19 protein-coding genes and 1 tRNA gene are annotated in these 25,070 nt (G+C 73.5%); 6 read left to right on the top strand and 14 right to left on the bottom strand.

Going from position 1 to position 25,070, the window contains the following annotated elements; all coding sequences use genetic code 11:
- Positions 1-51 precede the first annotated feature (51 nt).
- The 11 genes from CLV28_RS12630 to argS form a co-directional block, all read right to left on the bottom strand.
- The gene (locus tag CLV28_RS12630) at positions 52-1,197 is read right to left on the bottom strand and encodes an MraY family glycosyltransferase (RefSeq protein WP_100423674.1); all 1,146 of its coding nucleotides are present in this window, start codon (positions 1,195-1,197) and stop codon (positions 52-54) included.
- Positions 1,194-1,859 (bottom strand): L-threonylcarbamoyladenylate synthase, encoded by a 666-nt coding sequence (locus CLV28_RS12625; protein WP_308440396.1) that lies wholly within the window; start codon positions 1,857-1,859, stop codon positions 1,194-1,196. Before CLV28_RS12625 ends, CLV28_RS12630 begins: the two co-directional genes overlap by 4 nt.
- Positions 1,860-1,872: 13 nt before the next feature.
- Complete coding sequence (gene prmC, locus CLV28_RS12620) at positions 1,873-2,814, bottom strand: peptide chain release factor N(5)-glutamine methyltransferase (RefSeq protein WP_100423673.1); 942 nt, start codon at positions 2,812-2,814, stop codon at positions 1,873-1,875.
- Positions 2,811-3,896 (bottom strand): peptide chain release factor 1, encoded by a 1,086-nt coding sequence (gene prfA, locus CLV28_RS12615; protein WP_100423672.1) that lies wholly within the window; start codon positions 3,894-3,896, stop codon positions 2,811-2,813. Before prfA ends, prmC begins: the two co-directional genes overlap by 4 nt.
- 120 nt (positions 3,897-4,016) lie before the next feature.
- Positions 4,017-4,235 (bottom strand): 50S ribosomal protein L31, encoded by a 219-nt coding sequence (rpmE, locus tag CLV28_RS12610; RefSeq protein ID WP_100423671.1) that lies wholly within the window; start codon positions 4,233-4,235, stop codon positions 4,017-4,019.
- A gap of 133 nt (positions 4,236-4,368) precedes the next feature.
- A complete protein-coding gene (rho, locus tag CLV28_RS12605) occupies positions 4,369-6,444 on the bottom strand; it encodes a transcription termination factor Rho (protein ID WP_100423670.1) in 2,076 nt (691 codons plus the stop codon).
- 253 nt (positions 6,445-6,697) lie between these two features.
- A complete protein-coding gene (thrB, locus tag CLV28_RS12600) occupies positions 6,698-7,672 on the bottom strand; it encodes a homoserine kinase (protein ID WP_100423669.1) in 975 nt (324 codons plus the stop codon).
- An 11-nt stretch (positions 7,673-7,683) separates the two neighbouring features.
- Complete coding sequence (thrC, locus tag CLV28_RS12595; RefSeq protein WP_100423668.1) at positions 7,684-8,754, bottom strand: threonine synthase; 1,071 nt, start codon at positions 8,752-8,754, stop codon at positions 7,684-7,686.
- Complete coding sequence (locus CLV28_RS12590; protein WP_100423667.1) at positions 8,754-10,091, bottom strand: homoserine dehydrogenase; 1,338 nt, start codon at positions 10,089-10,091, stop codon at positions 8,754-8,756. Before CLV28_RS12590 ends, thrC begins: the two co-directional genes overlap by 1 nt.
- A 161-nt stretch (positions 10,092-10,252) precedes the next feature.
- The gene (gene lysA / locus CLV28_RS12585) at positions 10,253-11,608 is read right to left on the bottom strand and encodes a diaminopimelate decarboxylase (RefSeq protein ID WP_203968256.1); all 1,356 of its coding nucleotides are present in this window, start codon (positions 11,606-11,608) and stop codon (positions 10,253-10,255) included.
- Positions 11,609-11,655: 47 nt separating this feature from the next.
- The gene (argS, locus tag CLV28_RS12580) at positions 11,656-13,350 is read right to left on the bottom strand and encodes an arginine--tRNA ligase (protein ID WP_100423665.1); all 1,695 of its coding nucleotides are present in this window, start codon (positions 13,348-13,350) and stop codon (positions 11,656-11,658) included.
- 344 nt (positions 13,351-13,694) lie between these two features.
- Between argS and CLV28_RS12575 the strand changes: the two genes are divergently transcribed.
- The 3 genes from CLV28_RS12575 (at position 13,695) to CLV28_RS12565 (ending at position 15,313) form a co-directional block, all read left to right on the top strand.
- A complete protein-coding gene (locus CLV28_RS12575; protein WP_100423664.1) occupies positions 13,695-14,345 on the top strand; it encodes a FadR/GntR family transcriptional regulator in 651 nt (216 codons plus the stop codon).
- 45 nt (positions 14,346-14,390) lie between these two features.
- A tRNA-Arg gene (locus CLV28_RS12570) sits at positions 14,391-14,463 on the top strand.
- A 220-nt stretch (positions 14,464-14,683) separates the two neighbouring features.
- On the top strand, positions 14,684-15,313 hold the full coding sequence (locus CLV28_RS12565) for a CYTH domain-containing protein (protein ID WP_100423663.1): 630 nt from the start codon (positions 14,684-14,686) through the stop codon (positions 15,311-15,313).
- Positions 15,314-15,435: 122 nt separating this feature from the next.
- Here CLV28_RS12565 and CLV28_RS12560 read toward each other — a convergent pair whose 3' ends face one another.
- From CLV28_RS12560 to CLV28_RS12550, 3 genes are all read right to left on the bottom strand, one after another.
- Positions 15,436-16,260: a M15 family metallopeptidase gene (locus tag CLV28_RS12560; protein ID WP_100423662.1), complete on the bottom strand. Its 825-nt coding sequence runs from the start codon at positions 16,258-16,260 to the stop codon at positions 15,436-15,438.
- Positions 16,261-16,494: 234 nt separating this feature from the next.
- A complete protein-coding gene (locus CLV28_RS12555; RefSeq protein WP_100423661.1) occupies positions 16,495-17,538 on the bottom strand; it encodes a hemolysin family protein in 1,044 nt (347 codons plus the stop codon).
- Entirely contained in the window at positions 17,535-18,875 is a 1,341-nt protein-coding gene (locus CLV28_RS12550) for a hemolysin family protein (RefSeq protein ID WP_100423660.1), read from the bottom strand. The genes CLV28_RS12555 and CLV28_RS12550 overlap by 4 nt, the downstream gene beginning before the upstream one ends.
- A gap of 142 nt (positions 18,876-19,017) precedes the next feature.
- On the opposite strand from CLV28_RS12550, the gene CLV28_RS12545 reads away from it, so the two are divergent.
- The 3 genes from CLV28_RS12545 (at position 19,018) to CLV28_RS12535 (ending at position 25,061) form a co-directional block, all read left to right on the top strand.
- Positions 19,018-19,755 carry a response regulator transcription factor gene (locus tag CLV28_RS12545; RefSeq protein ID WP_100423659.1) on the top strand — a complete coding sequence of 246 codons (738 nt, stop codon included), beginning with the start codon at positions 19,018-19,020 and terminating at the stop codon, positions 19,753-19,755.
- 34 nt (positions 19,756-19,789) lie between these two features.
- Positions 19,790-20,935 (top strand): sensor histidine kinase, encoded by a 1,146-nt coding sequence (locus tag CLV28_RS12540; protein ID WP_100423658.1) that lies wholly within the window; start codon positions 19,790-19,792, stop codon positions 20,933-20,935.
- 283 nt (positions 20,936-21,218) lie between these two features.
- On the top strand, positions 21,219-25,061 hold the full coding sequence (locus CLV28_RS12535; protein WP_100423657.1) for a multifunctional oxoglutarate decarboxylase/oxoglutarate dehydrogenase thiamine pyrophosphate-binding subunit/dihydrolipoyllysine-residue succinyltransferase subunit: 3,843 nt from the start codon (positions 21,219-21,221) through the stop codon (positions 25,059-25,061).
- Positions 25,062-25,070: the final 9 nt, after the last annotated feature.

The following is a 25,070-nucleotide window of genomic DNA, read 5'->3' as shown; positions in this document are numbered from 1 at the left end:
GATCGTCGTGCATGGTCGTTCTGGGTCGCTCGTCGTTCAGGGTCGCGTCCTTCAGGGTCGCTCGTCGTGCAGTGCGGGGGCCGCGGTCGCCGGCTCGTCGTCGAGGAACCGGCCGCGCGTGCGCAGCGGGCCGAGCGTCACGAGGATCGCGACCGCCGCGGCGATCACGGTCCCGGCGAGCACCTGCCGCCACGGCCAGAAGAACAGCGCGAGCGTGCTGTAGGCGAACACGGCCGTCCACACGTACAGGATGACGACCGCGCGGCGCTTGGAGTGCCCGAGCTGGAGCATGCGGTGGTGCAGGTGCATGCGGTCGGGGTGGAACGGGCTCTTGCCCTGCGACAGCCGGCGCACCACGGCGAGCCCGAAGTCGAGCAGCGGCAGCATGAGCACCGCGAGCGGGAGCAGGATCGGCACGAACGCGGGCACGGACTGCGTGCGGTTGATCGTGTCGGGGTCGATGCGGCCCGTGACGATGATGCCGGCCGCGGCGATCACGAGGCCGAGCACCATCGAGCCGGAGTCCCCCATGAAGATCCGGGCGGGGTTGAAGTTGTGCGGCAGGAACCCGAGGCACACGCCGACGAGCGCGGCCATGAGCAGCGTCGCGAGGCTCGAGAAGTCCGCGGCGCTCGTGAACCTGGTCAGCAGGTAGGTGTAGAGGAAGAACGCCGAGCCGCCGATCGCGATGACCCCGGCGGCGAGGCCGTCGAGCCCGTCGACGAAGTTGACCGCGTTCATGGCGAGCACCACGACGAAGACGGTGAGGAACAGCGACGTCGGCCCCGAGGTGATGGTGCGCCCGAAGATCGGCAGCGTGATGAGCTGCACGCCCGCGAAGGCGAGGAACCCGGCCGCGAGGCACTGGCCCGCGAGCTTGGTCATCCAGTCGAGGTCCCACACGTCGTCCGCCCAGCCGAGCAGGCACACGAGCGCCGCGGCGCCGACCACCGCCCAGGCCTGGTCGTCGCGGGCGAACACGCCCTCGAGGAACGGCATCCGGCTGCCGAACGCGACCGCGACCGCGAAGCCCAGGGTGATCGCGATCCCGCCGAGCCGCGGGGTCGGCACGGTGTGCACGTCGCGCGCGCGGACGGCGGAGATCGCGTTGGTCCTGATCGCGACCCACCGCGCGAACGGGGTGAGCAGGAACGTGACCGTGGCCGCGATGACCATGATCAGGACGTAGACCCTCAACGGGCGGCGTCCCCGGGTTCCGCGCCCTCGACGGGCGCGACCTCGCGGAGCTGGTCGAGCGTGATCGCTCCCTGGCGCACGACGCGCAGGCGTCCGCCGGTCGCGTCGACGATCGTCGAGGCGACGCCGCCGGGGGCGGTGCCGCCGTCGAGGTAGACCGCGACGGACTCGCCGAGCTGCTCGCACGCGTCGGCCGCGTCGAGGGCCGCCGGGTTCCCCGTGCGGTTGGCGCTCGAGACCGCGAGCGGGCCCGTGCGGCGCAGCAGCGCGAGGGCCGCGGGGTGGTCGGGCATGCGCAGCGCGACCGTGCCGTGCGTGTCGCCGAGGTCCCAGGCGAGGGACGGCTGGGCGGTGCAGATGATGGTCAGGCCGCCGGGCCAGAACCGCTCGGCGAGGGCGCGCGCGTCGTCGGGCACGTCGGTCGCGAGGCCGTCGAGCGTGCGCAGGTCGGCCACGAGCACGGGCGGCGGCATCTGCCGGCCCCGACCCTTGGCCGCGAGCAGCGCGGCGACCGCCGGGGCGTCGAACGCGTTCGCGCCGATCCCGTAGACCGTGTCGGTGGGCAGCACCACGAGGGCGCCGCGGGAGACCGCGTTGACGGCCTCGTCGATCGACGGACCCCAGCTCGCCGGGTCCTGGACGTTGTGCAGGGCAGAACTCACGGGGTCCAGTCTTTCACGGCCGCAGGATCCTGCGTGCCAGGGTCGCGCGGTCCCGGCCGGTGAGGTCCTGCACGGTGCGCACGTCGGCGAACCCCGCGGCCTCGACCATGGCGCGTGCGGCCTCGGCCTGCACCTCGGCGTGCTCCATGACGAACAGCCCTCCGGGGCGCAGCAGACGCGCGGCCGCCCGGGCGACGCCCCGCGGAACCTCGAGCCCGTCCGCCCCGAGCCCGTAGAGCGCGACCGCCGGGTCGTGCTCGGCGACCTCGGGGTCGCGCGGCACCGCGTCCGGCGGCACGTAGGGCGGGTTCGACACGACGACGTCGCAGCCGCCGTCGAGCTCGCCGAGCGCGGTCCGCGCGTCGCCACGGATCAGGTGCACGGGGGCGCCCGCGTCGCGCGCGACGTCCGCGACGTTGCGCGCCGCCCAGGCGTGGGCCGCACGGTCCAGCTCGACGGCGTGCACGACGGCGCCCGGGACCTCGGTCGCGACGGCGAGGGCGATCGCGCCCGACCCCGTGCACAGGTCGACGACGACCGCAGCGCCCTCGCGGGCGACGACCGCGGCCGTCTCCTCGATCGCGTGCCGCGCGACCTCCTCGGTCTCGGGCCGCGGCACGAACACGCCGGGGCCGACCGCGAGCTCGAGATGGCGGAACGGCGCCCGGCCGGTCAGGTGCTGGAGCGGCTCGCGCGCGGCGCGGCGCGCGGCGAGGGTCGCGATCCGGTCGCGCGCGGCGTCCCCCTCCCCCGGCCCGGCGAGCTCGTCGACCGTGCGCCCGAGCAGCGCCGCGTGCTGCACCGCGCCGCGGTCCACGCCCACGGCGTGCGCGACGAGCAGCTCGGCGTCGACGCGGGGCGTGGGCACGCCCGCCGCGGCGAGACGGGCCACGAGCGACCGGACGGCGCCCGCGACGTCCGCGGGCAGCCCGGCCTCCGGACCGGCGGGGGTCACTGGCCCGCGGCGGCGAGCCGCGCGGCCTCGTCGGCCTCGATCGCCGAGCGGACGACGGGCTCGAGGTCGCCGTCGAGCACGTGGTCGAGGTTGTACGCCTTGTACCCCGTGCGGTGGTCCGCGATCCGGTTCTCCGGGAAGTTGTACGTGCGGATGCGCTCCGAACGGTCGACCGTGCGCACCTGCGAGCGGCGCAGCTCGGCGGACTCGGCCGCCGCGGCCTCCTGCTGCGCGGCCAGGAGGCGCGCGCGGAGCACGCGCATCGCCTGCTCGCGGTTCTGCAGCTGGGACTTCTCGTTCTGCATCGACACGACGATGCCGGTCGGCACGTGCGTGATCCGCACGGCCGAGTCGGTCGTGTTCACGGACTGGCCGCCCGGACCCGACGAGCGGTACACGTCGATGCGCAGGTCGTTGGTGTCGATCTCGACCTCGCCCGCGTCCTCGACCTCGGGGAACACCAGCACGCCCGCGGCCGACGTGTGGATGCGCCCCTGCGACTCCGTGACGGGCACACGCTGGACCCGGTGCACGCCACCCTCGTACTTGAGGCTCGCCCACACGCCGTCCTCGGGCGCGGTCGTGCCGCGCGCCTTGATCGCGACCTGCACGTCCTTGTAGCCGCCGAGGTCCGACTCGGTCGCCTCGATGAGCTCGGTCTTCCAGCCCCGGCGCTCCGCGTACCGCAGGTACATGCGCAGCAGGTCGCCCGCGAACAGGGCAGACTCCTCGCCGCCCTCGCCCGCCTTGACCTCGAGGATCACGTCGCGCCCGTCGTCCGGGTCGCGCGGGATCAGCACCCGGCGCAGCCGTTCGGACGTCTCCGCGGCCGCGGCCCGCAGGCCGGGGAGCTCGTCGGCGAACGCCGCGTCCTCGGCCGCGAGCTCGGCCGCGGCGTCCGCGTCGTCGACCGCCGACCGCCACGCCCGGTATGCCGCGACGACCTGGTTGAGCTCGGCGTACCGCCGGCCCAGCCGACGCGCGCGCGACGCGTCGGCGTGCACCGACGGGTCCGCGAGCTGACGCTCGATCTCGGCGTGCTCGTCGAGCAGCGGAAGGACGGCGTCGAACGACTCGGTCACGGGGGGGTCCTCAGGCAGGGAGCGGCAGGGGGTGGAAAGACGACAGCGCCGGTGGTCCTGCGCGCCGACTGCCCCTGGAGAGGTTGTCGACGCGCCCGGACCACCGGCGCTGCGGGGTCGCTACTTGCTCTCGGCCTTCTTGCCGTAGCGAGCCTGGAAGCGGGCCACGCGGCCACCGGTGTCCAGGATCTTCTGCTTGCCCGTGTAGAACGGGTGGCAGGCGGAGCAGACGTCCGCGTTGATCTTGCCCGAGGTCTCGGTGCTGCGCGTGACGAAGGTGTTGCCGCAGGTGCAGGTCACCTCGGTCACGACGTACTCGGGGTGGATGTCAGACTTCACAGGATTCTCCTTGGGTGGGGTGCCTCCGGGTCGGTGACGAGAACCGCCACCGTGAACCGCAGACCAACCATTCATTGTGCCAGAACCACGGCGGGGCCGGAAATCATCCCGACCCCACCGAGGGTCGGGCGGGTCAGACCGTGCGGCCCGGCTGGTCGCCGTCCGCGAAGTTCGCCGGCGTCGTCTTCTGCACCTGGAGCAGGAACTCGACGTTCGACTTGGTCTCCTTGAGCTTGCCGAGCAGCAGCTCGATCGCCTGCTGCTGGTCGAGCGCGCCCATGACGCGGCGCAGCTTGTAGACGATGCCGAGCTCGTCACGGCTGAGCAGCACCTCCTCGCGGCGCGTGCCCGAGGCGTTGACGTCGACCGCCGGGAAGATGCGCTTGTCCGCGAGGTTGCGCGAGAGCCGCAGCTCCATGTTCCCGGTGCCCTTGAACTCCTCGAAGATGACCTCGTCCATCTTGGAGCCGGTCTCGACCAGCGCCGAGGCGAGGATCGTGAGCGAGCCGCCGTTCTCGATGTTGCGCGCCGCGCCGAAGAACCGCTTGGGCGGGTACAGCGCCGAGGCGTCGACACCACCCGAGAGGATGCGCCCCGAGGCGGGGGCCGCGAGGTTGTAGGCGCGCGACAGACGCGTGAGCGAGTCGAGCAGCACCACGACGTCCTGGCCCAGCTCGACCAGGCGCTTGGCGCGCTCGATCGCGAGCTCCGCGACGATCGTGTGGTCCGACGCGGGGCGGTCGAAGGTCGAGGCGATGATCTCGCCGCGCACCGTGCGCTCCATGTCGGTGACCTCTTCGGGCCGCTCGTCGACCAGCACGACCATGAGGTGGACCTCAGGGTTGTTGGTCGTGATCGCGTTCGCGATCTGCTGCATGATGATCGTCTTGCCGGCCTTGGGCGGCGCGACGATGAGACCGCGCTGGCCCTTGCCGATCGGGGCGACGATGTCGATCACGCGCGGCGTCAGGCGCGTCGCCTCGGTGTTCTCGAGGCGCAGTCGCTCCTGCGGGTACAGCGGCGTGAGCTTGGTGAAGTCCGGGCGGTCCTTCGCCTCGGCCGGCGGCAGGCCGTTGACCGTGTCGAGGCGCACGAGCGCGTTGAACTTGGACCGGGCGCTGTTCTGGTTGCCCTGGTTCTCGCCCTCGCGCGGCTGGCGCACAGCACCCGTGATCGCGTCGCCGCGACGCAGGCCGGCCTTCTTGACCTGGCCGAGCGAGACGTAGACGTCGTTCGCGCCGGGCAGGTAGCCGCTCGTGCGCACGAACGCGTACTGGTCGAGCACGTCGAGGATGCCCGCGACGGGCAGCAGCACGTCGTCCTCGGCGATCTCGACGTCGTCGAGGCTCGCGAGGTCGTTGGGGCCGATCCGGCCCGTGCGCCCGCGCTTGTTGCGGTCCCGACCGCGGTCACGGCCGCGGCGACGGCGCGAGCCGCCCTCGAGGTCGTCGTTGTCGCGCCGGTCGTTGTCACGCCGGTCGTTGCGCTGACCGTTGCGGTTGCCGTCGTTCTGACGGTTGCGCTGGCCGTTCTCGCCGTGCTGGCCGTTGTCGTTGCGCTGGCCGTTGTCGTTGCGCTGGCCGTTGTCGTTGCGCTGGCCGTTCTCGTTGCGCTGGCCGTTCTCGTTGCGCTGGCCGCCCTGCTTGCCGCCCTGCTCGGACGACTGACCGTTCTTGCCCTCGCCCCGGGCGGACGACGCGTCGCCGGCCTGGTCCGTGCGGGCGGCGCCCGCCGCACGGCCCGCGCGGCGGCTGCCGCGTGCGCCGGGGTCGATCGTCTCGACCGCGGCGGCCGCACGGGCGGCGCGGTCGGCGTCGCTCACGCGGGCGTCGACCGTGCCGGTCGAGGTCTCGCTGAGCGCGGCGGCGACCGCCGAGGCGGCCTCGGCGCGCACGGCGCGGCGCGGGGGACGCTTCTGGGCGGGCTCGCCGGCCGGGTCGCCGACCGATGCCTGGCCGGCGGCGGTCGCGTCCGCGGAGACCGCGGGGGCCTCGGCCTTGGCACGGGCCTTCGCCGGGCGCTCGGTCCGAGAGCCGCCGGCACCCGCGCCGATCGCGTCGACGAGGTCGCTCTTGCGCATCTTGGACGTGCCCTTGACACCGAGCTGGGAGGCGAGCGCCTGCAGCTCGGGCAGGCGCATCGCGGACAGCGCTCGGGCGTTGCCGCCCGCGCTCGTCCCGGCTGCGGCGGTGTCGTTGGTGTCTGTCACGAAGGACCCTTCCCCCTCGTACGCGCCCGACCGTGTGCGGTCGTCGGCTGCGGGTGGTCGACGCCCGGCGCAGGACGGCCGGGACGCAGTGGAGCCGCGCGTCGACGGTACGACGACGTCTGGACGACGCGGGCTGGATGGTCTTCTGGCTCACGACGTCGGGCACCGGGTGTGGAGGTGTCCGACGTGGCCACGAGCACCGAGGAACGGGTGCTGGTCGGCCGATCGATGGCCGAAGACTCAGTCCAGCGTATCATCCGCGCACGGCGACCTCGTCCGACCCGCCGCGGACCCGGCGCACGCGCACCCCGGTCGTGTCGATCGCGGGCCGCGCCACCTGCCACTCGGCTGCTCCCCCGACGAGCGAGGCGAGCACCGCGTCGACACGCTCACGCTGCGACGACTCGGACAGGACGAGCACCGTCGGGCCCGCGCCCGAGACCGTCGCGGCGAGGCCGGCGTCGCGGAGCTCGACGAGCAGGTCCCAGCTTCCGGGCATGACGTCGCTGCGGTACTCCTGGTGCAGCGCGTCCTGCGTCGCGTCGAGCAGGAGGTCGGGCCGCCGCGTGAGCGCCTCGACGAGCAGGGCGGCCCGGCCCGCGGTCCGGGCCGCGTCGGCGTGCGGCACCTGCGCCGGCAGGACGCCGCGCGCCCGGCTCGTCGCGAGGCGCGCGGTGGGCACGAGCACGGTCGCCTCGACGCCCGGGTGCAGCGGGAGCCCGACCGCGCGCACGCCTCCCTGGACGCGCTCCGGCGTCGGACCGCCGTCCCACGCGATGGTGGCGCCGCCGAGCACGGCAGGCGCGGCGTTGTCGGGGTGGCCCTCGAACTCGGTCGCGAGGCGCAGGGTCGCGGCGTCGTCGAGCACCGACGGGTCGGCGACGAGCCCGCGCGCGGCGGCGATCCCCGCGACCACGGCGGCGGCCGACGACCCGAGCCCGCGTCCGTGCGGGATCCGGTTGGTGCAGTGCACCCGGAACCCCGTCAGCGGTGCGCCCGCACGCTCGATCCCGGCGACCAGCGCACGCACGACGAGGTGCGTGGCGTCGTCGGGCACCTCGCCCGCACCCTCGCCCTCGACCGTGACGACGACGTCGTCGCTCGCCACGGCCCGCACCTCGACGTCGTCGTGGAGCGCGAGGGCGAGGCCGAGCGCGTCGAACCCCGGACCGAGGTTGGCGCTCGTCGCGGGCACCCGCACCCGCACGTGGTCAGCACCGAGCCGCATGGCCGCCGCCGTCAGGCCAGGTCGAGCGCGTCGGCGATCGACACGACGTCGGCGCCGACCGTGGTCGGCGTCACCTCGCCGCCGTCCGCCGTACGCAGCGCCCACTGCGGGTCCTTGAGCCCGTGGCCCGTGACCGTGACGGTGATGCGGGCACCCGCGGGGACCAGCCCGCGCTCGGCGCGCGAGAGCAGCCCGGCGACGCTCGCCGCCGAGCCGGGTTCGACGAACACGCCGACCTCGGCCGACAGCAGGCGGTGCGCCGCGAGGATCTGCTCGTCGGTCACGGCCTCGATGACGCCGCCCGACTCGTCGCGCGCCGCCTCGGCCTGCGCCCACGAGGCCGGGTTCCCGATGCGGATCGCCGTCGCGATCGTCTCGGGCTCGGTCACGGGGTGGCCGAGCACGATGGGTGCGGCGCCCGCGGCCTGGAAGCCCCACATGGCCGGCGTGCGCGACGCCGTGCCGTCGGCCGCGTACTCGGTGAAGCCCTTCCAGTACGCGGTGATGTTGCCCGCGTTCCCGACGGGAAGGACGTGGATGTCCGGGGCGTCGCCGAGCGCGTCGACGATCTCGAACGCCGCGGTCTTCTGGCCCTCGATGCGGTCCGGGTTGACGGAGTTGACGAGCTCGACGGGGTACGCCTCGGCGAGCTTGCGCGCCGCGACGAGGCAGTCGTCGAAGTTGCCCTCGACCTGCAGCAGGCGTGCGCCGTGCGCGATCGCCTGGCTGAGCTTGCCCATCGCGATCTTGCCCTCCGGCACGAGCACCGCGCAGACCATGCCCGCGCGCGTCGCGTACGCCGCGGCCGAGGCCGACGTGTTGCCGGTCGACGCGCAGACGACGGCCTTGGCGCCCTTGGCCGCGGCCGCCGAGATCGCGGCGGTCATGCCGCGGTCCTTGAACGACGCGGTCGGGTTCATGCCCTCGACCTTGACGAACACCTGCGCGCCCGTGCGCTCGGAGAGCGCGGGGGCCTCGACGAGGGGCGTGCCGCCCTCGCCGAGGGTCACGATCTTCTCGCTCAGGTGGGCGGGCAGACGGTCGGCGTACTCGGCGATGATGCCGCGCCACTGGTGGGCCATCAGGCTCCCTCGACTCTCAGGACGGAGGTGATCTCGTGGACGGGTTCGAGCGCGGCGACCGCCTCGACGGTCGCTGCGAGCGCCGCCTCGGTCGCGCTGTGGGTCGTGATGACGAGGTGGGCGACGCCGGCCGGGCCGCTGCCGTCGCCGGCGGGCGTCGCGGGGGCCTGGCGCACGGCCTCGATCGAGACCTGGTGGTCGGCGAGCAGGTGCGCGACCTGGGCGAGCACGCCCGGGCGGTCGGCGACCACGAGGCGCACCTGGTACCGGGTGAGCGCGGCCGACGGCGGCAGGACGGGCAGGTCGGCGTAGGTCGACTCCTGCGGGCCCTTGCCGCCGAGCACGCGGTGCCGTGCGGCCGAGACGACGTCGCCCATGACGGCTGACGCGGTCGGCGCTCCCCCGGCGCCCTGGCCGTAGAACATCAGGTCGCCCGCGAGCTCGGACTCGACGAACACCGCGTTGAACGCGCCGCGCACGCCGGCGAGCGGGTGGTCGAGCGGCACGAGGGCGGGGTGCACGCGTGCCGAGACGCCCTCGGCGGTGCGCTCGGCGATCGCGAGCAGCTTGACGGCGTGGCCGGTCTGGGCGGCCCACGCGACGTCGTCGGCTGTGATGCCCGTGATGCCCTCGCACGCGACGTCGTCGAGCGAGACGCGGGTGTGGAACGCGAGGCTCGCGAGGATCGCGGCCTTGGCGGCCGCGTCGTGCCCCTCGACGTCCGCGGTCGGGTCGGCCTCGGCGTAGCCGAGCTCCTGCGCCTGCGCGACGGCCTCGTCGAGACCCAGGCCCGTCGTGGCCATCTGGTCCAGCACGTAGTTCGTGGTGCCGTTGACGATGCCGAGCACCTTGCGCACGTGGTCGCCCGCGAGCGACTCGCGCACGGGCCGGACGATCGGGATCGCCCCGGCGACCGCGGCCTCGAAGTAGATGTCGACCCCCGCGGCGTCCGCGGCCGAGTAGAGCGTCGGCCCGTCGGTCGCGAGCAGCGCCTTGTTCGCGGTCACGACGGCCGCGCCGCCCTCGATCGCCCGCAGCAGCAGCGAGCGGGCCGGCTCGGTGCCGCCCATGACCTCGACCACGATGTCGGCAGCGTCGACGAGCGCCTCCGCGTCCTGCGTCAGGAGCGCGCGGTCGATCGCTGGGTCGCGCGGCGCGCCCGCGTCGCGCACCGCGATGCCGACGAGCTCGACGGGGGCCCCGACGCGCGCGGCGATCGCGTCGGCGTGCAGGGTCAGCACCCGGGCGACCTGCGTGCCGACGACGCCGCACCCGAGCAGGGCAACGCGCAGGGCACCGGTCGACGGCGGGCGGGAGGGGACGGCGGGGGTGGACACGAGGGGCCTGCTCTCAGCGGGTGGGTCGGTCGGCGGCCACGGCCGGCCCGGTCCGGGCGGCCGCGGTCACAGGATAGTGCGGGCGGACGACGCGGTGCGGGCGTGCCCACGGTGCGGGCAGCCCCGCGACGCCGGGCGCCGTCACGACGCCCGGCGCGCGGTCACCCGAGGTCGAGCGCGAGCAGGTCGTCCTCGGTCTCGCGGCGGACGATCACGCGCGCGGCGCCGTCGCGCACCGCGACGACCGGCGGCCGGAGCACGTGGTTGTAGTTGCTCGCCATCGAGCGCCCGTAGGCGCCCGTCGCCGCGACCGCGAGGAGGTCGCCCGGCGCGACGTCCGCGGGGAGCTCGACGTCGTCGAGCACGACGTCGCCGCTCTCGCAGTGCTTGCCCACCACGCGGGCGCGCAGCACGTCGTCGGCGCCGCGACGGTTCGCGAGCCGCACCGTGTACCGCGCGCCGTAGAGGACGGGCCGGATGTTGTCGCTCATGCCCCCGTCGACCGAGACGTAGGTGCGCACGAACGTGCCGTCGGCGCCGTCGCCCACCGTGACGGGCTTGACGACGCCCACGCGGTACAGCGTGACCGCGGCCGGCCCGACGATCGAACGACCGGGCTCGATCGAGATCCGCGGCACGGGCGTGCCGAGCTCGGCGCACGCGTCCGCGACCGTCCGGGCGAGGGCTCGGGCGACCGCGGGCACGTCGATGGGCGTCTCGTCCGCGGTGTACGCGATGCCGTAGCCGCCGCCGAGGTCGAGCTCGGGCGCGAGGTACCCCGAGGTGCGGGCGTGCTCGGCGCGCAGCCCGAGCATCGCGCGGGCCGCGGCCTCGAACGCCGCGGCGTCCTGGATCTGCGACCCGATGTGGCTGTGCGCGCCCAGCAGCTCGAGCTCGGGGTGCGCGAGCACCGCGTCGAGCGCGGCGAGCGCCTGGCCCCCCGCGAGCGAGATGCCGAACTTCTGGTCCTCGTGCGCGGTCGAGATGAACTCGTGCCCGCCCGCGTGGATGCCGGTCGTGACCCGGACCATGACCGGGACGCGGTCCTCGGCCGTGCGGCCCGCCGCCGCCGCGAGCGCCGCGACCCGCTCGATCTCGGCGAGCGAGTCGACGACGACGCGACCCACGCGCGCGTCGATCGCGCGCCGGATCTCGTCGTCCGACTTGTTGTTGCCGTGCAGGCCCAGGCGGGCGCCGGGCACCTCGGCCCGCAGCGCGACCGCGAGCTCGCCGCCCGTGCAGGTGTCGACGTTCAGCCCCTCCTCGCACGCCCAGCGCGCGACCGCGACCGAGAGGAACGCCTTGCCGGCGTAGAAGACGTCGACCTCGGCACCCACCGCGCCGAAGGCCTCGGTGAACGCGTCGGCATACCGGCGCGCGCGGGCCCGGAAGTCGGCCTCGTCGAGCACGAACGCGGGGGTGCCCTGCTGCTCGGCGAGCTCGCGCACGTCGATCCCGGCGAGGGTCAGCGACCCGTCGTCCGCGAGCTCGGCGCCCGAGGGCCACACGTGGCTCAGCGCGCGCTCGACCGGGGCGGGGCCGGTCGACGCGGCGTGCGCGGCGCTCACATCCGCTCCGGCGCGCTGACGCCGAGCAGGCCGAGACCGTTCGCGAGCACCTGGCGCGAGGCGTCGCTGAGCCACAGGCGGGTGCGGTGTAGGTCCGTGACCTCCTCGTCGCCCTTGGGGGTCACACGGCAGTCGTGGTACCAGGAGTGGTAGTCGCCCGCGAGCGCCTCGAGGTAGCGCGCGACGCGGTGGGGCTCGCGCAGCTCGGCCGCCTGGCCCACGATGCGCGGGAACTCGGTGAGGCGGCCGATGAGCGCGGCCTCGGTCGGGTGCTCGAGCAGCGACGGGTCGAACGCGTCGGAGCCGTCCTCGCGGTGGCGCGAGACGCCGTGCGAGGCGGCGTTGAGCGCCACGTTGACGGTCCGCGAGTGCGCGTACTGCACGTAGTAGACCGGGTTCTCGTTGGTGGCCCGCGCGAGCAGCCCGAGGTCGAGGTCGATGCTGGAGTCGACCGAGGACCGCGCGAGCGAGTAGCGCGCGGCGTCCACGCCGACCGCGTCGACGAGGTCCTCGAGCGTGACGACGGTCCCGGCGCGCTTGGACATGCGCACCGCCTCGCCGTCCTTGACGAGGTTCACGAGCTGGCCGATGAGGATCTGGAGGTTCTTGCGCGGTTCGTCGCCGAAGGCCGCGCAGACCGCCATCATGCGCGCGACGTACCCGTGATGGTCGGCGCCGAGCATGATGATGACGTCGTCGAAGCCGCGCTCACGCTTGTCGAGGTAGTAGGCGATGTCGCCCGCGATGTACGCGGCCTCGCCGTCCGACTTGATGACGACGCGGTCCTTGTCGTCGCCGAAGGTCGTCGTGCGCAGCCACGTCGCGCCGTCGGCCTCGAACACGTGCCCGGCGTCGCGCAGGCGCTGCACGGCGCGGTCGACCGCGCCCGACTCGTGCAGGTGGTCCTCGTGGAAGTAGACGTCGAAGTCGACGCCGAACTCGTGCAGCGACTGCTTGATCTCGCCGAACATGCGGTCGACGCCCCGGGCCCGGAAGGCCTCCTGCGCCTCGGCCGCGGGCAGCGTGCGCGGGTCGGGCTCGCCGGCGGCGAGCGCGTCGGCGATCACGGCGTCGGCGATCTCGCTGATGTACTGCCCGCCGTAGCCGTCCTCGGGGGCGGGCTCGCCCAGGGCGCGCGCGAGCAGCGAGCGCGCGAACCGGTCGATCTGCGCGCCGTGGTCGTTGAAGTAGTACTCGCGCGTCACCTCGGCGCCCGAGGCCTCGAGCACCCGGGCGAGCGAGTCGCCGACGGCGGCCCAGCGCACGCCGCCGATGTGGATCGGACCGGTCGGGTTCGCCGAGACGAACTCGAGGTTGATGCGCGTGCCGGCCTCGGACTCGTTGCGCCCGTACGCCTCGCCCGCCGCCAGGATCGTGCGCGCGAGCTCGCCCGCCGCACCGGCGTCGAGCGTGATGTTGAGGAACCCGGGCCCGGCGACGTCGACGGCCTTGACCCCCGGCGTGGCGGACAGGCGGGCCGCGAGGTCCTCCGCGAGCGCGCGCGGCGTCGTGCCGGCCTTCTTGGCGAGCTGCAGCGCGACGTTCGTGGCCCAGTCGCCGTGCTCGCGCTGACGGGGTCGCTCGACGTGGACGGAGTCGGGCACCGCGTCGGCGGGCAGGGCGAGGGTGCCGTCGGCGACGGCGGCGGCCAGGGCGGCGCTGAGCGCGCGGGAGAGCTCGTCGGGGGTCACCCGAGAATCCTACCGGCCGGGCGGACGGCGCCCCGCGGCCCGCCGTCCGCCGTCCGCCGCCCGCCGGACCGGCTGCGCTCCGGCCCGCGTCGAGGCTGCCGACCCCGGTCGACGCCGCCGGATCTGTCGACGCCCCGGGTCGATCGACGCCAAGGTCCGTCGACGCCAAGGTCGATCGACGCCGAGGTCAGTCGACGCCAGGGTCAGTTGCCGCCAGGGTCTTCTCCCCGGGGCACGTGTGGGTGTTGACTCGTGCTGCCCCTGCCGCCGGGAGCGCGCCCACCTCCTGGGAGCGTCCCCGTCCCGGCTCCGTCCGACCGCCGACCCTCGGGAGCGCCCCGCCCATGGAACGCCGTCCTTCGCTCATCGACGCGACCGTCGAGCGCCTGCGCGCGCGCATCACCTCTGGCGAGTGGCCCGTGGGCACCCGGATCCCGACGGAGCCCGAGCTGTGCGCCGACCTCGCGGTGGGGCGCAACACCGTGCGCGAGGCCGTGCAGTCGCTCGCCCACGTCGGCCTGCTCGAGCGACGGCAGGGCTCGGGCACGTACGTCCGCGCGATCGACGAGCTCACTGTCGTGGTGCACGGACGCGCCCACGACGCGACCCGGCGCGACGCCCTCGAGGTGCGCCGGGCGCTCGAGGTCGAGTCCGCGCGGCTCGCGGCACGCCGTCGCACGGAGAGCGAGGCGGGCGCGCTGCGAACCCTCGCCGCCCGCCGCGAGACGCACCTGCGCGACGGCGACCTCGAGGCCGTCGCGTCGGTCGACCGCGCCATCCACGAGGCCGTGATCACCGCGGCGCGCAACCCGCTGCTGGCCGCCCTGTACGCGAGCGTGCAGGAGGTCGCGGGTGCCACCTGGGCCGGGTCGGGGCCCGAGCCCTCGCACACCGACCTCGTCGAGGCGGTCGTGATCGGCGACGAGGAGGCCGCCGTCCGGGCGACCGCGTCGTACCTGGCCGAGCGGATCGGCTCGCTGCCGGAGAACCCCTGACGGGCTGGTAGTCTCTGCATGCGCCGGACCGCAAGGCCCGTGCACGCCCTCGTAGCTCAGTGGATAGAGCGTCCGCCTCCGGAGCGGAAGGTCGTAGGTTCGAATCCTATCGAGGGCACCGCGTGTCGAGGGCACCGCTGTCGAGGGCACCGCGTGCGACACGGCACGACCACGCATCACCGAAGGGCCCCGCACCACGTGCGGGGCCCTTCGCCGTGCCGGCGCGTCGCCCGTCCGGCACCTGGCCGGACGTGTGTCTCGAAGGACCTGGATCGCACCGGTCCCGCATCTCGCAGGTCCGGAATCTCCCCGGACCCACCCTTCGCTATGCTCCGAGGATGAGCGACGGCGGCTACGGGGACTTCGAGTTCGAGCGGCGCTTCGTCGTCGCCGACCTGCCCACGAGCCTGCTCGACGAGCCCGCGCCCGCGCTGATCGTCCAGAGCTACTTCCTCGCCGCCGACGGGTACGCGCTGCGCATCCGGGTCCAGGCCGGGTCGGCGCTCGCCGAGCTCGGCCCCTCGACCGATCCGCTCGACGTCCTCGATGCGCACGAGTTCGACTTCTGCGCCCTGACAGCCAAGGGACCGGCGGCGGGCGGCACACGGTACGAGGCCGAGCGCGAGCTCGACGTCGCGACGGGCGTCGAGATGGTGCGCCGGGGCGGGCAGCGGATCGTCAAGAACCGCTACGCGCTGTGGGTCGGGGCGGACGGCTGGGTCGTCGACGTCTTCGGGGGTGCGAACCACCCGCTCGTGGTCGCCGAGTGCGAGCGTGCGGGCCCGGTGACCGACCTCGAGATCCCGACGTTCTGCACGAGCGAGGTCACCGACGACCCACGCTTCTCGAACGACGCGCTCGCCCGCACTCCGTACTCGCTGTGGCGCGGGACATTCGCCGACGAGCTCGCGGAGCGTGGTCCGCGGTTCCTGGGCGACTTCGGCAACGACCGGCGATCGACCGACTGAGCAGTTCGACCGACTGAGCAGTTCGACAAACGATCAGGCGCCTCGCGCCCGTCGCGACGGGCGCGGGGCAGACGGCGCGGACGACGGGTGCGGGGCGGACGACGGCCGTGGACGCGACGCGCTCAGGCGCCGCTGATCTCCCGCACGCCGGCTGCGAACTCGAAGTGCCAGGGCTCGTAGGCGCCCGATCCGCCGCGCTGCGCCCACGCCGGGTTCTCCCACCCGTACGTCCCGGCGTTCTGGGTGATCCACCCGTAGGTGGTCGACGAGGACGTCTCCTTGGTGCACAGGTCGATCGCGAGGCCCCACCCGTGCATCGAGGTGCCGGGTCGCGCGGCAAAGCCTGCGCGCGTGTAGGAGAGCGTGACCTGCTCGGAAAGAGTGCGGTAGCTCGCGACGAGGCACAGGTCGCGGCCGAACCGCGCGTGGTACGCCTCGTTCATCGCGGCGAGGGACACCGCGGCGTCGGGGCGCAGGCTCTCGCCGTCCTGCCACAGGTCGCACAGTGCGTGGGGGTCGAGCTGGCCGTTGGTCCCGGCAGGTCGGACGCCGGCGTCGCAGCCGGGCAGCGGGGACCGGTCGAGCGATCGCGAGGCCTCGGCGGCGAGCGAGCGAGCGCTCCGCGGAGCCGCCGCGACGTACTGGGACGTGCCGCCACCGCTGCTCGCGGCGGCGACCACGTCGAGGGTCGAGGGACCGCTCGGGCCGTCCGCGAACGGGGAGCGGTCGCCGTCGGCGCCGGGGAGGCCGCTCGTGATCGGCATCGCGATGGTCGCGAGCGCGAGACTCGACAGCACGGCGGCCCGGGGCGCCCATCGCTGGCTCGTCGGGATCGGCGCCTTGTGCTCGGGACGGGGCCGGCGACGCGGTCGGGACGCGGGCGCCTCGGCCTCACGCAACGCGCGACGGGTCTGCAGGGCGGGCGCGTCGACCACGGTCCTCGTCACGCTCCTCGGCCCTTCGTCGGATCATCGGCGGAACACGGTCGTACTGCCGATACCGAGGTCTGGCACCTGCCGGGTACTGCGTGTCGTGGGGGAACGATAACGAATGCGTCACGCGATGCCAAGTCCCCTCCCAGATCGCCCGGCCGTCCGCGCGGCCAGCACGACCGAGCGTCACGTCCGGGCCCTCTCCGCGGGACGCGAAGGGGCCCGGACGTGACGCTCGCGGTCGCACGCTCAGCGGCGACGCTGCATCGCGTCCCGGACCTCGCCCACGAGCTCCTCGAGGATGTCCTCGAGGAACACGACGCCCTGCGCCCCGGACGGCCCGGGGACGTCGACGCGGGCGAGGTGCGCGCCCGAGCGCTGCATGGCACGCAGCGCGTCCTCGACCTCGGCGTCCGGGCTCGTCGTCGCGAGCGCGCGCACGCGCCACGAGGGCACGGGCACGTCGCGCGCGTCGCCGTCGGCGTAGAGCACGTCCTTGACGTGCAGGTAGCCCACGAGGTCTCCCGAGGCCTCGGCCACGGGGAACCTGGAGTACCCAGTGCGCGCGACCATGCGCTCGATCTCGGCCGGCGTGCAGCCCTCGACCACGACCACGAGGTCCTCGACCGGGACCATGACCTGACCCGCGGTGCGCTCGGAGAACTCGATCGCGCCCGAGAGCAGGCCCTGCTCGTCGCGCAGCACGCCCTCGGCCTGCGAGTGCTCGACGATCGACTGCACCTCCTCGGCCGTGAAGGTCGAGGCGACCTCGTCCTTGGGCTCGACGCCGGTCCAGCGCACCGCGTGGTTGGCGACCCAGTTGAGCGCCCGGATGATCGGCGCGACCGCGCGGGCGACGAGCACGAGGGGCGGCCCGAACCACAGCACCGCACGCTCGGGGCCGGCGACGGCCATGTTCTTGGGGACCATCTCGCCGAGCACGACGTGCAGGTACACGACCACGGCCAGGGCGACGGTGAACGCGATTGGGTGGATCCAGGCGTCGCTCACGCCGAGCGCGTGCAGCGGTTCCTCGATGAGGTGCGCGAGCGCCGGCTCGGCGATCACCCCGAGCCCGGTCGAGCAGACCGTGATGCCGAGCTGGCACGCGGCGAGCATGAGCGTCGCGTGCTCCATGGCCCACAGCGCGGTCTTCGCACCGCGACGCCCCTCGGCGACGAGCGGCTCGATCTGGCTGCGCCGCGCGGAGATCACCGCGAACTCGGCGCCCACGAAGAAGGCGTTGGCCAGGAGCAGGAGCACGCCCAGCAGCAGCGCGGGCCCCGGGCTCATCGCTCGCCCCCCTCGGTCGTGGCGTCCTCGGCCGGGGCGGCCACGACCCTCAGCCGCTCGACGCGCCGGCCGACCATGGCCTCGACGCGCAGCACCACACCGTCCACGTGCACGACGTCACCGACCTCCGGGATGCGACCCAACCGTTCCATGACCAGCCCGCCGAGCGTCTCGTACGCACCGTCGTCGGGCACCGTGACGCCCGTGACCTCCGCGAGCTCGTCGGGCCGCACCACGCCCGGCACGATCCACGATCCGTCGACCGCGCGCGCGGCCCCGCTGCGGCGCGGGTCGTGCTCGTCGGCGACGTCCCCGACGAGCTCCTCGACGACGTCCTCGAGCGTCACGACGCCCGCCGTGCCGCCGTACTCGTCGACCACGACGGCCATCTGCAGACCGAACCCGCGCAGCTCGACGAGCAGCGGGCCGAGGCCCACGGTCTCGGGCACGCGCGCGGCGTCCGTCATGAGCGCGGCCGCCGGGACCTCGTGCCGCTTGTCGTAGGGCACGGCGACCGCCTTGCGCAGGTGGACGAGGCCGACGACGTCGTCGCGGTCCTCGCCGATGATCGGGAACCGCGAGTGGCCGGACGTGCGGGCGGTCGCGACGACGTCGGCCGCGGTCGCGTCGCGGTCCAGCACCACCATGCGCGTGCGGTCGGTCATGACGTCGACCGCGGTGAGCCGGTCGAGCTCGATCGAGTTGGTCAGCAGGGTCGCGACGTTGACGTCGAGCGTGCCCTCCATGGCCGAGCGGCGCACGAGCGACGCGAGCTCGGACGCCGAGCGGGCACCCGAGAGCTCTTCGCGCGGCTCGATGCCGAACCAGCGCAGGATCCTGTTCGCGGAGCCGTTGAGCACCGAGATGAGCGGTCGGAACGCGCGCGTGAACACGCGCTGGAGCGGGACGACGACGCGGGCGGTGGGGTACGGCGTGCTCAGCGCGTAGTTCTTCGGGATGAGCTCGCCGAACAGCATCGAGAACAGGTTGACGAGCACGAGCGCGAGGATCGCGGCGAGCACGACGGCGGCGCCCGTGCTCAGCGGCGTCTCGCCGAGCGGGCCCTCGAGGAGGGTCTGGATCGCCGGCTGCGCGGTGTAGCCGAGGAGGATCGTGGTGACCGTGATGCCGACCTGGGCCGAGGAGAGCTCGGTCGACAGGTGCTTGAGGCCGGCCCGCACGCTGCGCGCGCGCCGGTCGGGCTGCGGGCCGTCACCGTCGTCGTCGGGCAGCGCCGCGGGGTCGATCGTGACGAGGGCGAACTCACTCGCCACGAAGATCGCCGTCCCGACCGTCAGCAGCACGCCGAACGCGACCATCAACCATTCGGTCAGCACGCGGCGCCCTCTCGACGTCGGGACACGGGACTTCGAGGGTTGTCTCTCATAGTGGGGTGATCGTATCCGGCGGTGCCGTGACTCGTCGCGACTCCGCCCGCGCCTCCACGCGCGCGGCGGTCACCTGTGCCACTCTGGGGTCATGCCAGCCAGCACACTCCCGGGGCAGCCGCCGAGCGGCGCGTCGACGCCCGCCACCGTCCTGGTCGTCGAGGACGAGCCGACCATCGCGACGGCCATCGCGCAGCGGCTCAGCGCCGAAGGGTGGCGGGTCGAGGTCGCACGCGACGGCCTCGCCGGCGTCGAGGCCGCGCTGCGGCTGCGCCCGGACGCGATGGTGCTCGACGTCATGCTCCCCGGCATCGACGGTCTCGAGGTCACCCGCCGCGTGCAGGCCGAGGCGCCCGTGCCGATCCTCATGCTCACGGCCCGGGACGACGAGACCGACATGCTCATCGGGCTCGGCGTCGGCGCGGACGACTACATGACCAAGCCGTTCTCGATGCGCGAGCTCGTGGCACGGCTCAAGGCCCTGCTGCGCCGGGTCGACCGGGCCGCGGCCGCGGCGTCCTCCCCCGAGGCCGAGCCGCCCATGACCGTGGGCGAGGTCACGATCGACCGCGCGCAGCGGCGCGTGCACCGCGCGGGCGAGGAGGTCCACCTGACGCCCACCGAGTTCGAGCTGCTCGTGATGCTCGCGGGCTCGCCCAAGACCGTCCTCACGCGCGAGCGTCTGCTCGCCGAGGTGTGGGACTGGGCGGACGCGAGCGGGACGCGCACCGTCGACTCGCACATCAAGGCGCTGCGCCGCAAGCTCGGGCCGGACCTGATCCGCACCGTGCACGGCGTGGGCTACGCGTTCGAGCCGCCCGCGTCCTGACCGGCCGCCCGCCCTGGGCGTACCGTCGACGTCGATGACCACCGACCCCGTGAGCCCCGACCCGAGCGCGCCCGAGCCCGCCCGTCCTCCGAGGAGGCCGGACCCGGCGCGCGTGCGCCACCCCCTGCCCGACGTGCGCCCGCTCGACCGGTTCGGCTCGCTCAAGATCAAGCTCGGCGTGCTCGTCGTGGCCACGGGCGTGCTCGGCGTGCTGATGACGTGGGTCGGGCTGCGCAACGGGCTCGGCCCGTCGCGCACGTTCCCCCTCGCGATCGTCGTCTCGCTGCTGCTCACGCAGGTGCTCGCGCGCGGCATGACGTCCCCCCTGCGCGACATGACGGCCGCGGCGCGGGCGATGGCGGCGGGCGACTACAGCCGCCGCGTGCGGGCGACGTCGCACGACGAGGTCGGCCAGCTCGCGGTCGCGTTCAACAAGATGGCGGACGACCTCGCGTCGTCCGACCGCACACGGCGCGACCTCATCGCGAACGTGTCGCACGAGCTGCGCACACCCGTCGCCGCGCTGCAGGCCCAGCTCGAGAACGTGGTCGACGGCGTGGTGCCCGCCACCCCCGCGACGATGCAGGTCGCGCTGGACCAGACCGAGCGCCTGACCCGGCTCGTGACCTACCTGCTCGACCTGTCGCGCATCGAGGCCGGCGCGGCCGAGCTCACGATCAGCCGCATCGCGGTCGGGGACTTCCTCGAGGAGAACGCCGAGGCGTTGTCGATGATGGAGGCCGGCAAGGACCTGCGCTACGTCGTCGACGTGGCGCCCGAGGACCTCGTGCTCGAGGGTGACCGCGAGCGGCTCACGCAGGTCGTGACGAACCTGCTGCACAACGCGATCCGGCACTCGCCGCCGAACGGCGTGATCCGGCTCGAGGCGTACCCCGAGACCGAGGACGGCGCGGACGTGGTCGTGCTCGAGGTCGTGGACGACGGTCCGGGGATCGCCCCGCAGGACCGCGAGCGGATCTTCGAGCGGTTCGCGCGCGGCACGCACGCGCCGCCCCCCGGCCGGGCCACGAGCGGCGGCACGGGCATCGGTCTGGCGATCGTTCGCTGGGCGGTCGACCTGCACCGCGGTCGGATCGAGGTCGCCGACAGCGAGCACGGGGCGACCATGCGTGTGACCCTCCCGGCCCGCTGGGACGACGACGACCCCGCCGTCGCGTGAGACGCCGTCGCATGTGATCTTCGCCACAGAGTCGGCGCGCGATACCGACCGATGGGGCGCACCTTCCCCGGACCTTCCCTCGGTCAGAGGCAATGCGCACGATCGCTTGCCGAGTTCTTGACGCCCGCGCCGCTCGCGTGACGATGCCGCGCACGAGCCGCCTCGCGCGGCCGGTCCGGGCGCGTCCGTCGCGGCCCGAGGGCCTAGGCTGGTGGGGTCCGGGTCTCCCGGCACACTTCCGAATTTTCAGTGCGAACCTGTGGTGAAGGTGGGCGATCTTCGCGTGTCCCCGAAGGCTGAGTCAGAGTCGATCAGCGCGGCCGGTGCCGTGTTCGGCGCCAACGAGTGGCTGGTCGACGAGCTCTACGAGCAGTACCTCAAGGACAAGAACGCGGTCGACCCCGCGTGGTGGGACTTCTTCGCGGACTACAAGCCCGCGGACAAGGCCGACGGCAACGGGAGCGCGGGGACGTCGTCCGCCCCCGCGACGCGTGGAGCGCCCGCGTCGAACAGCTCAGCGTCCAACGGATCCGCGTCGAACGGCACGTCGAGCGCGCCCGCCGCGACCGGCGGCACCGCGGGTGACGGGTCGGCGGCCGGCGAGGCCGCGCAGGCTCCCAAGAAGCCCGTGATCCCCGCCGACCCCGAGGTCAACGCGGCCGCCGCGGCGATCCGTGCGGCCCGCCCGGTCGCGACGGCCCAGCCCGCGACCGCGCCCTACGCGCCGAGCGCGACCCGCCGCACCGCGTCGGCCGAGCCCGAGACGGGTGACGACGTGCAGAAGCTGCGCGGCCCGGCCGCGCGCGTCGTGACGAACATGGAGTCCTCGCTCGAGGTCCCGACCGCGACGTCGGTGCGCGCCATCCCGGCCAAGCTCATGGTCGACAACCGCATCGTGATCAACAACCACCTCGCCCGCGGGCGGGGCGGCAAGATCTCGTTCACGCACCTCATCGGTTTCGCGCTCGTCGAGGCGCTCGCCGAGATGCCGGTCATGAACGCGAGCTACACGCAGCTCGACGGCAAGCCCGCGATCAGCCACCCGGCGCACGTCGGGTTCGGTCTCGCGATCGACCTCGCCAAGCCCGACGGCTCGCGCCAGCTCCTCGTGCCGAGCATCAAGAAGGCCGAGACGCTCGACTTCGCCCAGTTCTGGACCGCGTACGAGGAGCTCGTGCGCAAGGCTCGCGGCGGCAAGCTCGAGGTCTCCGACTTCCAGGGCACCACGATCTCGCTGACCAACCCGGGCGGCATCGGCACCGTGCACTCGGTGCCGCGCCTCATGCCCGGGCAGGGCACGATCATCGGCGTCGGTGCGATGGACTACCCGGCCGAGTTCGCCGGGGCCTCGGTCGAGCGCCTCGCGCGCCTGGGCATCTCGAAGGTCCTCACGATCACCTCGACGTACGACCACCGGATCATCCAGGGTGCGCAGTCGGGCGAGTTCCTCAAGATCATGGGCGCCAAGCTGCTCGGCGAGGACGGCTTCTACGACCGCGTCTTCACGTCGCTGCGCATCCCCTACGAGCCCGTGCGCTGGGTGCGCGACAACACGGTCGACGCCGACGTCGAGGCGGCCAAGCCCGCGCGCATCGCCGAGCTCGTGCACTCGTACCGCTCGCGCGGCCACCTCATGGCCGACACGGACCCGCTGACCTACCGCCAGCGCAAGCACCCGGACCTGGACATCCAGAACCACGGCCTGACGCTGTGGGACCTCGAGCGCCAGTTCCCCACGGCCGGGTTCGGCGGCACGCCCAAGGCGTCGCTGCGCGACATCCTCGGCCTGCTGCGCGACTCGTACTGCCGGTCGATCGGCGTCGAGTACATGCACGTCGCCGACCGCGACCAGCGCCGCTGGCTCCAGGAGCGCCTCGAGTCGGGCTACGCCCGCACGCCGCGCGAGGACCAGCTGCGGATCCTGCGCAAGCTCAACTCGGCCGAGGCGTTCGAGACGTTCCTGCAGACGAAGTTCGTCGGCCAGAAGCGCTTCAGCCTCGAGGGTGGCGAGTCGGTCATCCCGCTGCTCGACGCCGTGCTCTCCAAGGCCGCCGAGAACGGTCTCGACGAGGTCTGCATCGGCATGGCCCACCGCGGCCGCCTCAACGTGCTCGCGAACATCGCGGGCAAGAGCTACGCGCAGATCTTCGCGGAGTTCGAGGGCAACGTGGACCCGAAGAGCGTCCAGGGCTCGGGCGACGTGAAGTACCACCTCGGGACCGAGGGCACCTTCACCGCGGAGTCGGGCGCGCAGACGCAGGTCTACCTCGCGGCGAACCCGTCCCACCTCGAGGCCGTGGACCCCGTGCTCGAGGGCATCGTGCGCGCCAAGCAGGACCGCATCGACCTCGGCGGCGACGGCTTCTCCGTGCTGCCGATCCTGCTGCACGGCGACGCGGCCTTCGCGGGCCAGGGTGTCGTGCCCGAGGTGCTCAACCTCGCCCAGCTGCGCGGCTACCGCACCGGCGGCACGATCCACGTCATCATCAACAACCAGGTCGGCTTCACGACCGGCCCGTCGTCGGCCCGCTCGACGACGTACGCGACCGACGTCGCCAAGGGCTACCAGGTCCCGATCTTCCACGTCAACGGGGACGACCCCGAGGCGTGCGTCCGCGTCGCCGAGCTCGCCTTCGCGTTCCGCGAGCAGTTCGACCAGGACGTCATCATCGACATGATCTGCTACCGCCGTCGCGGTCACAACGAGGGCGACGACCCCTCGATGACGCAGCCCCTCATGTACAACCTGATCGAGGCCAAGCGCTCGGTGCGCAAGCTCTACACCGAGAACCTGGTCGCGCGCGGCGACATCTCCCTCGAGGAGGCCGAGCACGTGCTGCAGGACTACCAGTCCCAGCTCGAGCGCGTCTTCACGGAGACCAAGGAGGGCGGCTACACCCCGCCCGCGTCGTCCGAGCCCATCGCGGGCCTCGAGCGCCCCGAGTCGCAGCGCGAGGACGCCGGCACGATGGTCGGCTGGCAGACCGCGGTGCACCCGAGCGTGCTCGAGCGCGTGGGTGCGGCGCACGCGTCGCCGCCCGAGGGCTTCACGGTGCACCCCAAGCTCGCGCAGCTGCTCGAGAAGCGTCGGCAGATGTCGACCGACGGCGGCATCGACTGGGGCTTCGGCGAGCTGACGGCCTTCGGGTCGCTGCTCATGGAGGGCACGCCGGTGCGCCTCGCGGGCCAGGACTCGCGCCGCGGCACGTTCGTGCAGCGTCACGCGGTGCTGCACGACCGCGAGTCGGGCGCCGAGTGGACGCCCCTGCTGTACCTGTCGGGGGACCAGGCGAAGTTCTGGGTCTACGACTCCTCGCTCAGCGAGTACGCGGCCCTCGGGTTCGAGTACGGCTACTCGGTCGAGCGCCCCGACGCGCTCGTGCTGTGGGAGGCGCAGTTCGGCGACTTCGTCAACGGCGCGCAGACCGTGATCGACGAGTTCATCTCGTCGGCCCAGCAGAAGTGGGGCCAGAACTCCTCGGTCGTCATGCTGCTCCCCCACGGGTACGAGGGCCAGGGCCCCGACCACTCGTCGGCCCGCATCGAGCGGTTCCTGCAGCTGTGCGCCGAGGAGAACATCACGGTCGCCCAGCCGTCGACGCCCGCCTCGTACTTCCACCTGCTGCGTCGTCAGGCGTACGAGCGTCCGCGCCGTCCGCTGGTGGTCTTCACGCCCAAGCAGCTGCTGCGCCTCAAGGCGGCCGCGTCGAGCGTCGAGGACTTCACGACCGGCACGTTCCGCCCGGTGCTCGGTGACGTCACCGTCGCCCCGAAGGACGTCGACCGCGTGCTCGTGTGCTCGGGCCGCGTGTACTACGACCTGCTCGCCGAGCGCGCCAAGCGCAAGGACGACAAGACCGCCATCGTGCGCCTCGAGCAGCTCTACCCGCTCGACGTCGAGGGCATCCGCGAGGAGCTCGCCCGCTACGGCGACGCCGACGTCGTGTGGGTCCAGGACGAGCCCGAGAACCAGGGCCCGTGGTCGTACATCCACATCACGCTGCCCGAGGACATGCCGCGCGTGCGCGTCGTGTCGCGCAAGGCCTCGGCCTCGACCGCGGCGGGCACCGCGAAGAAGCACCAGGCCCAGCAGGCCGTGCTGATCGCGGAGGCGTTCGACCGCTGACGCGCTGCT

Source organism: Sediminihabitans luteus, assembly GCF_002797595.1.
GTDB classification, from domain to species: domain Bacteria; phylum Actinomycetota; class Actinomycetes; order Actinomycetales; family Cellulomonadaceae; genus Paraoerskovia; species Paraoerskovia lutea.
The sequence above is the reverse complement of the archived record's forward strand: the minus strand, read 5'-3'. Positions and strand labels throughout refer to the sequence as shown.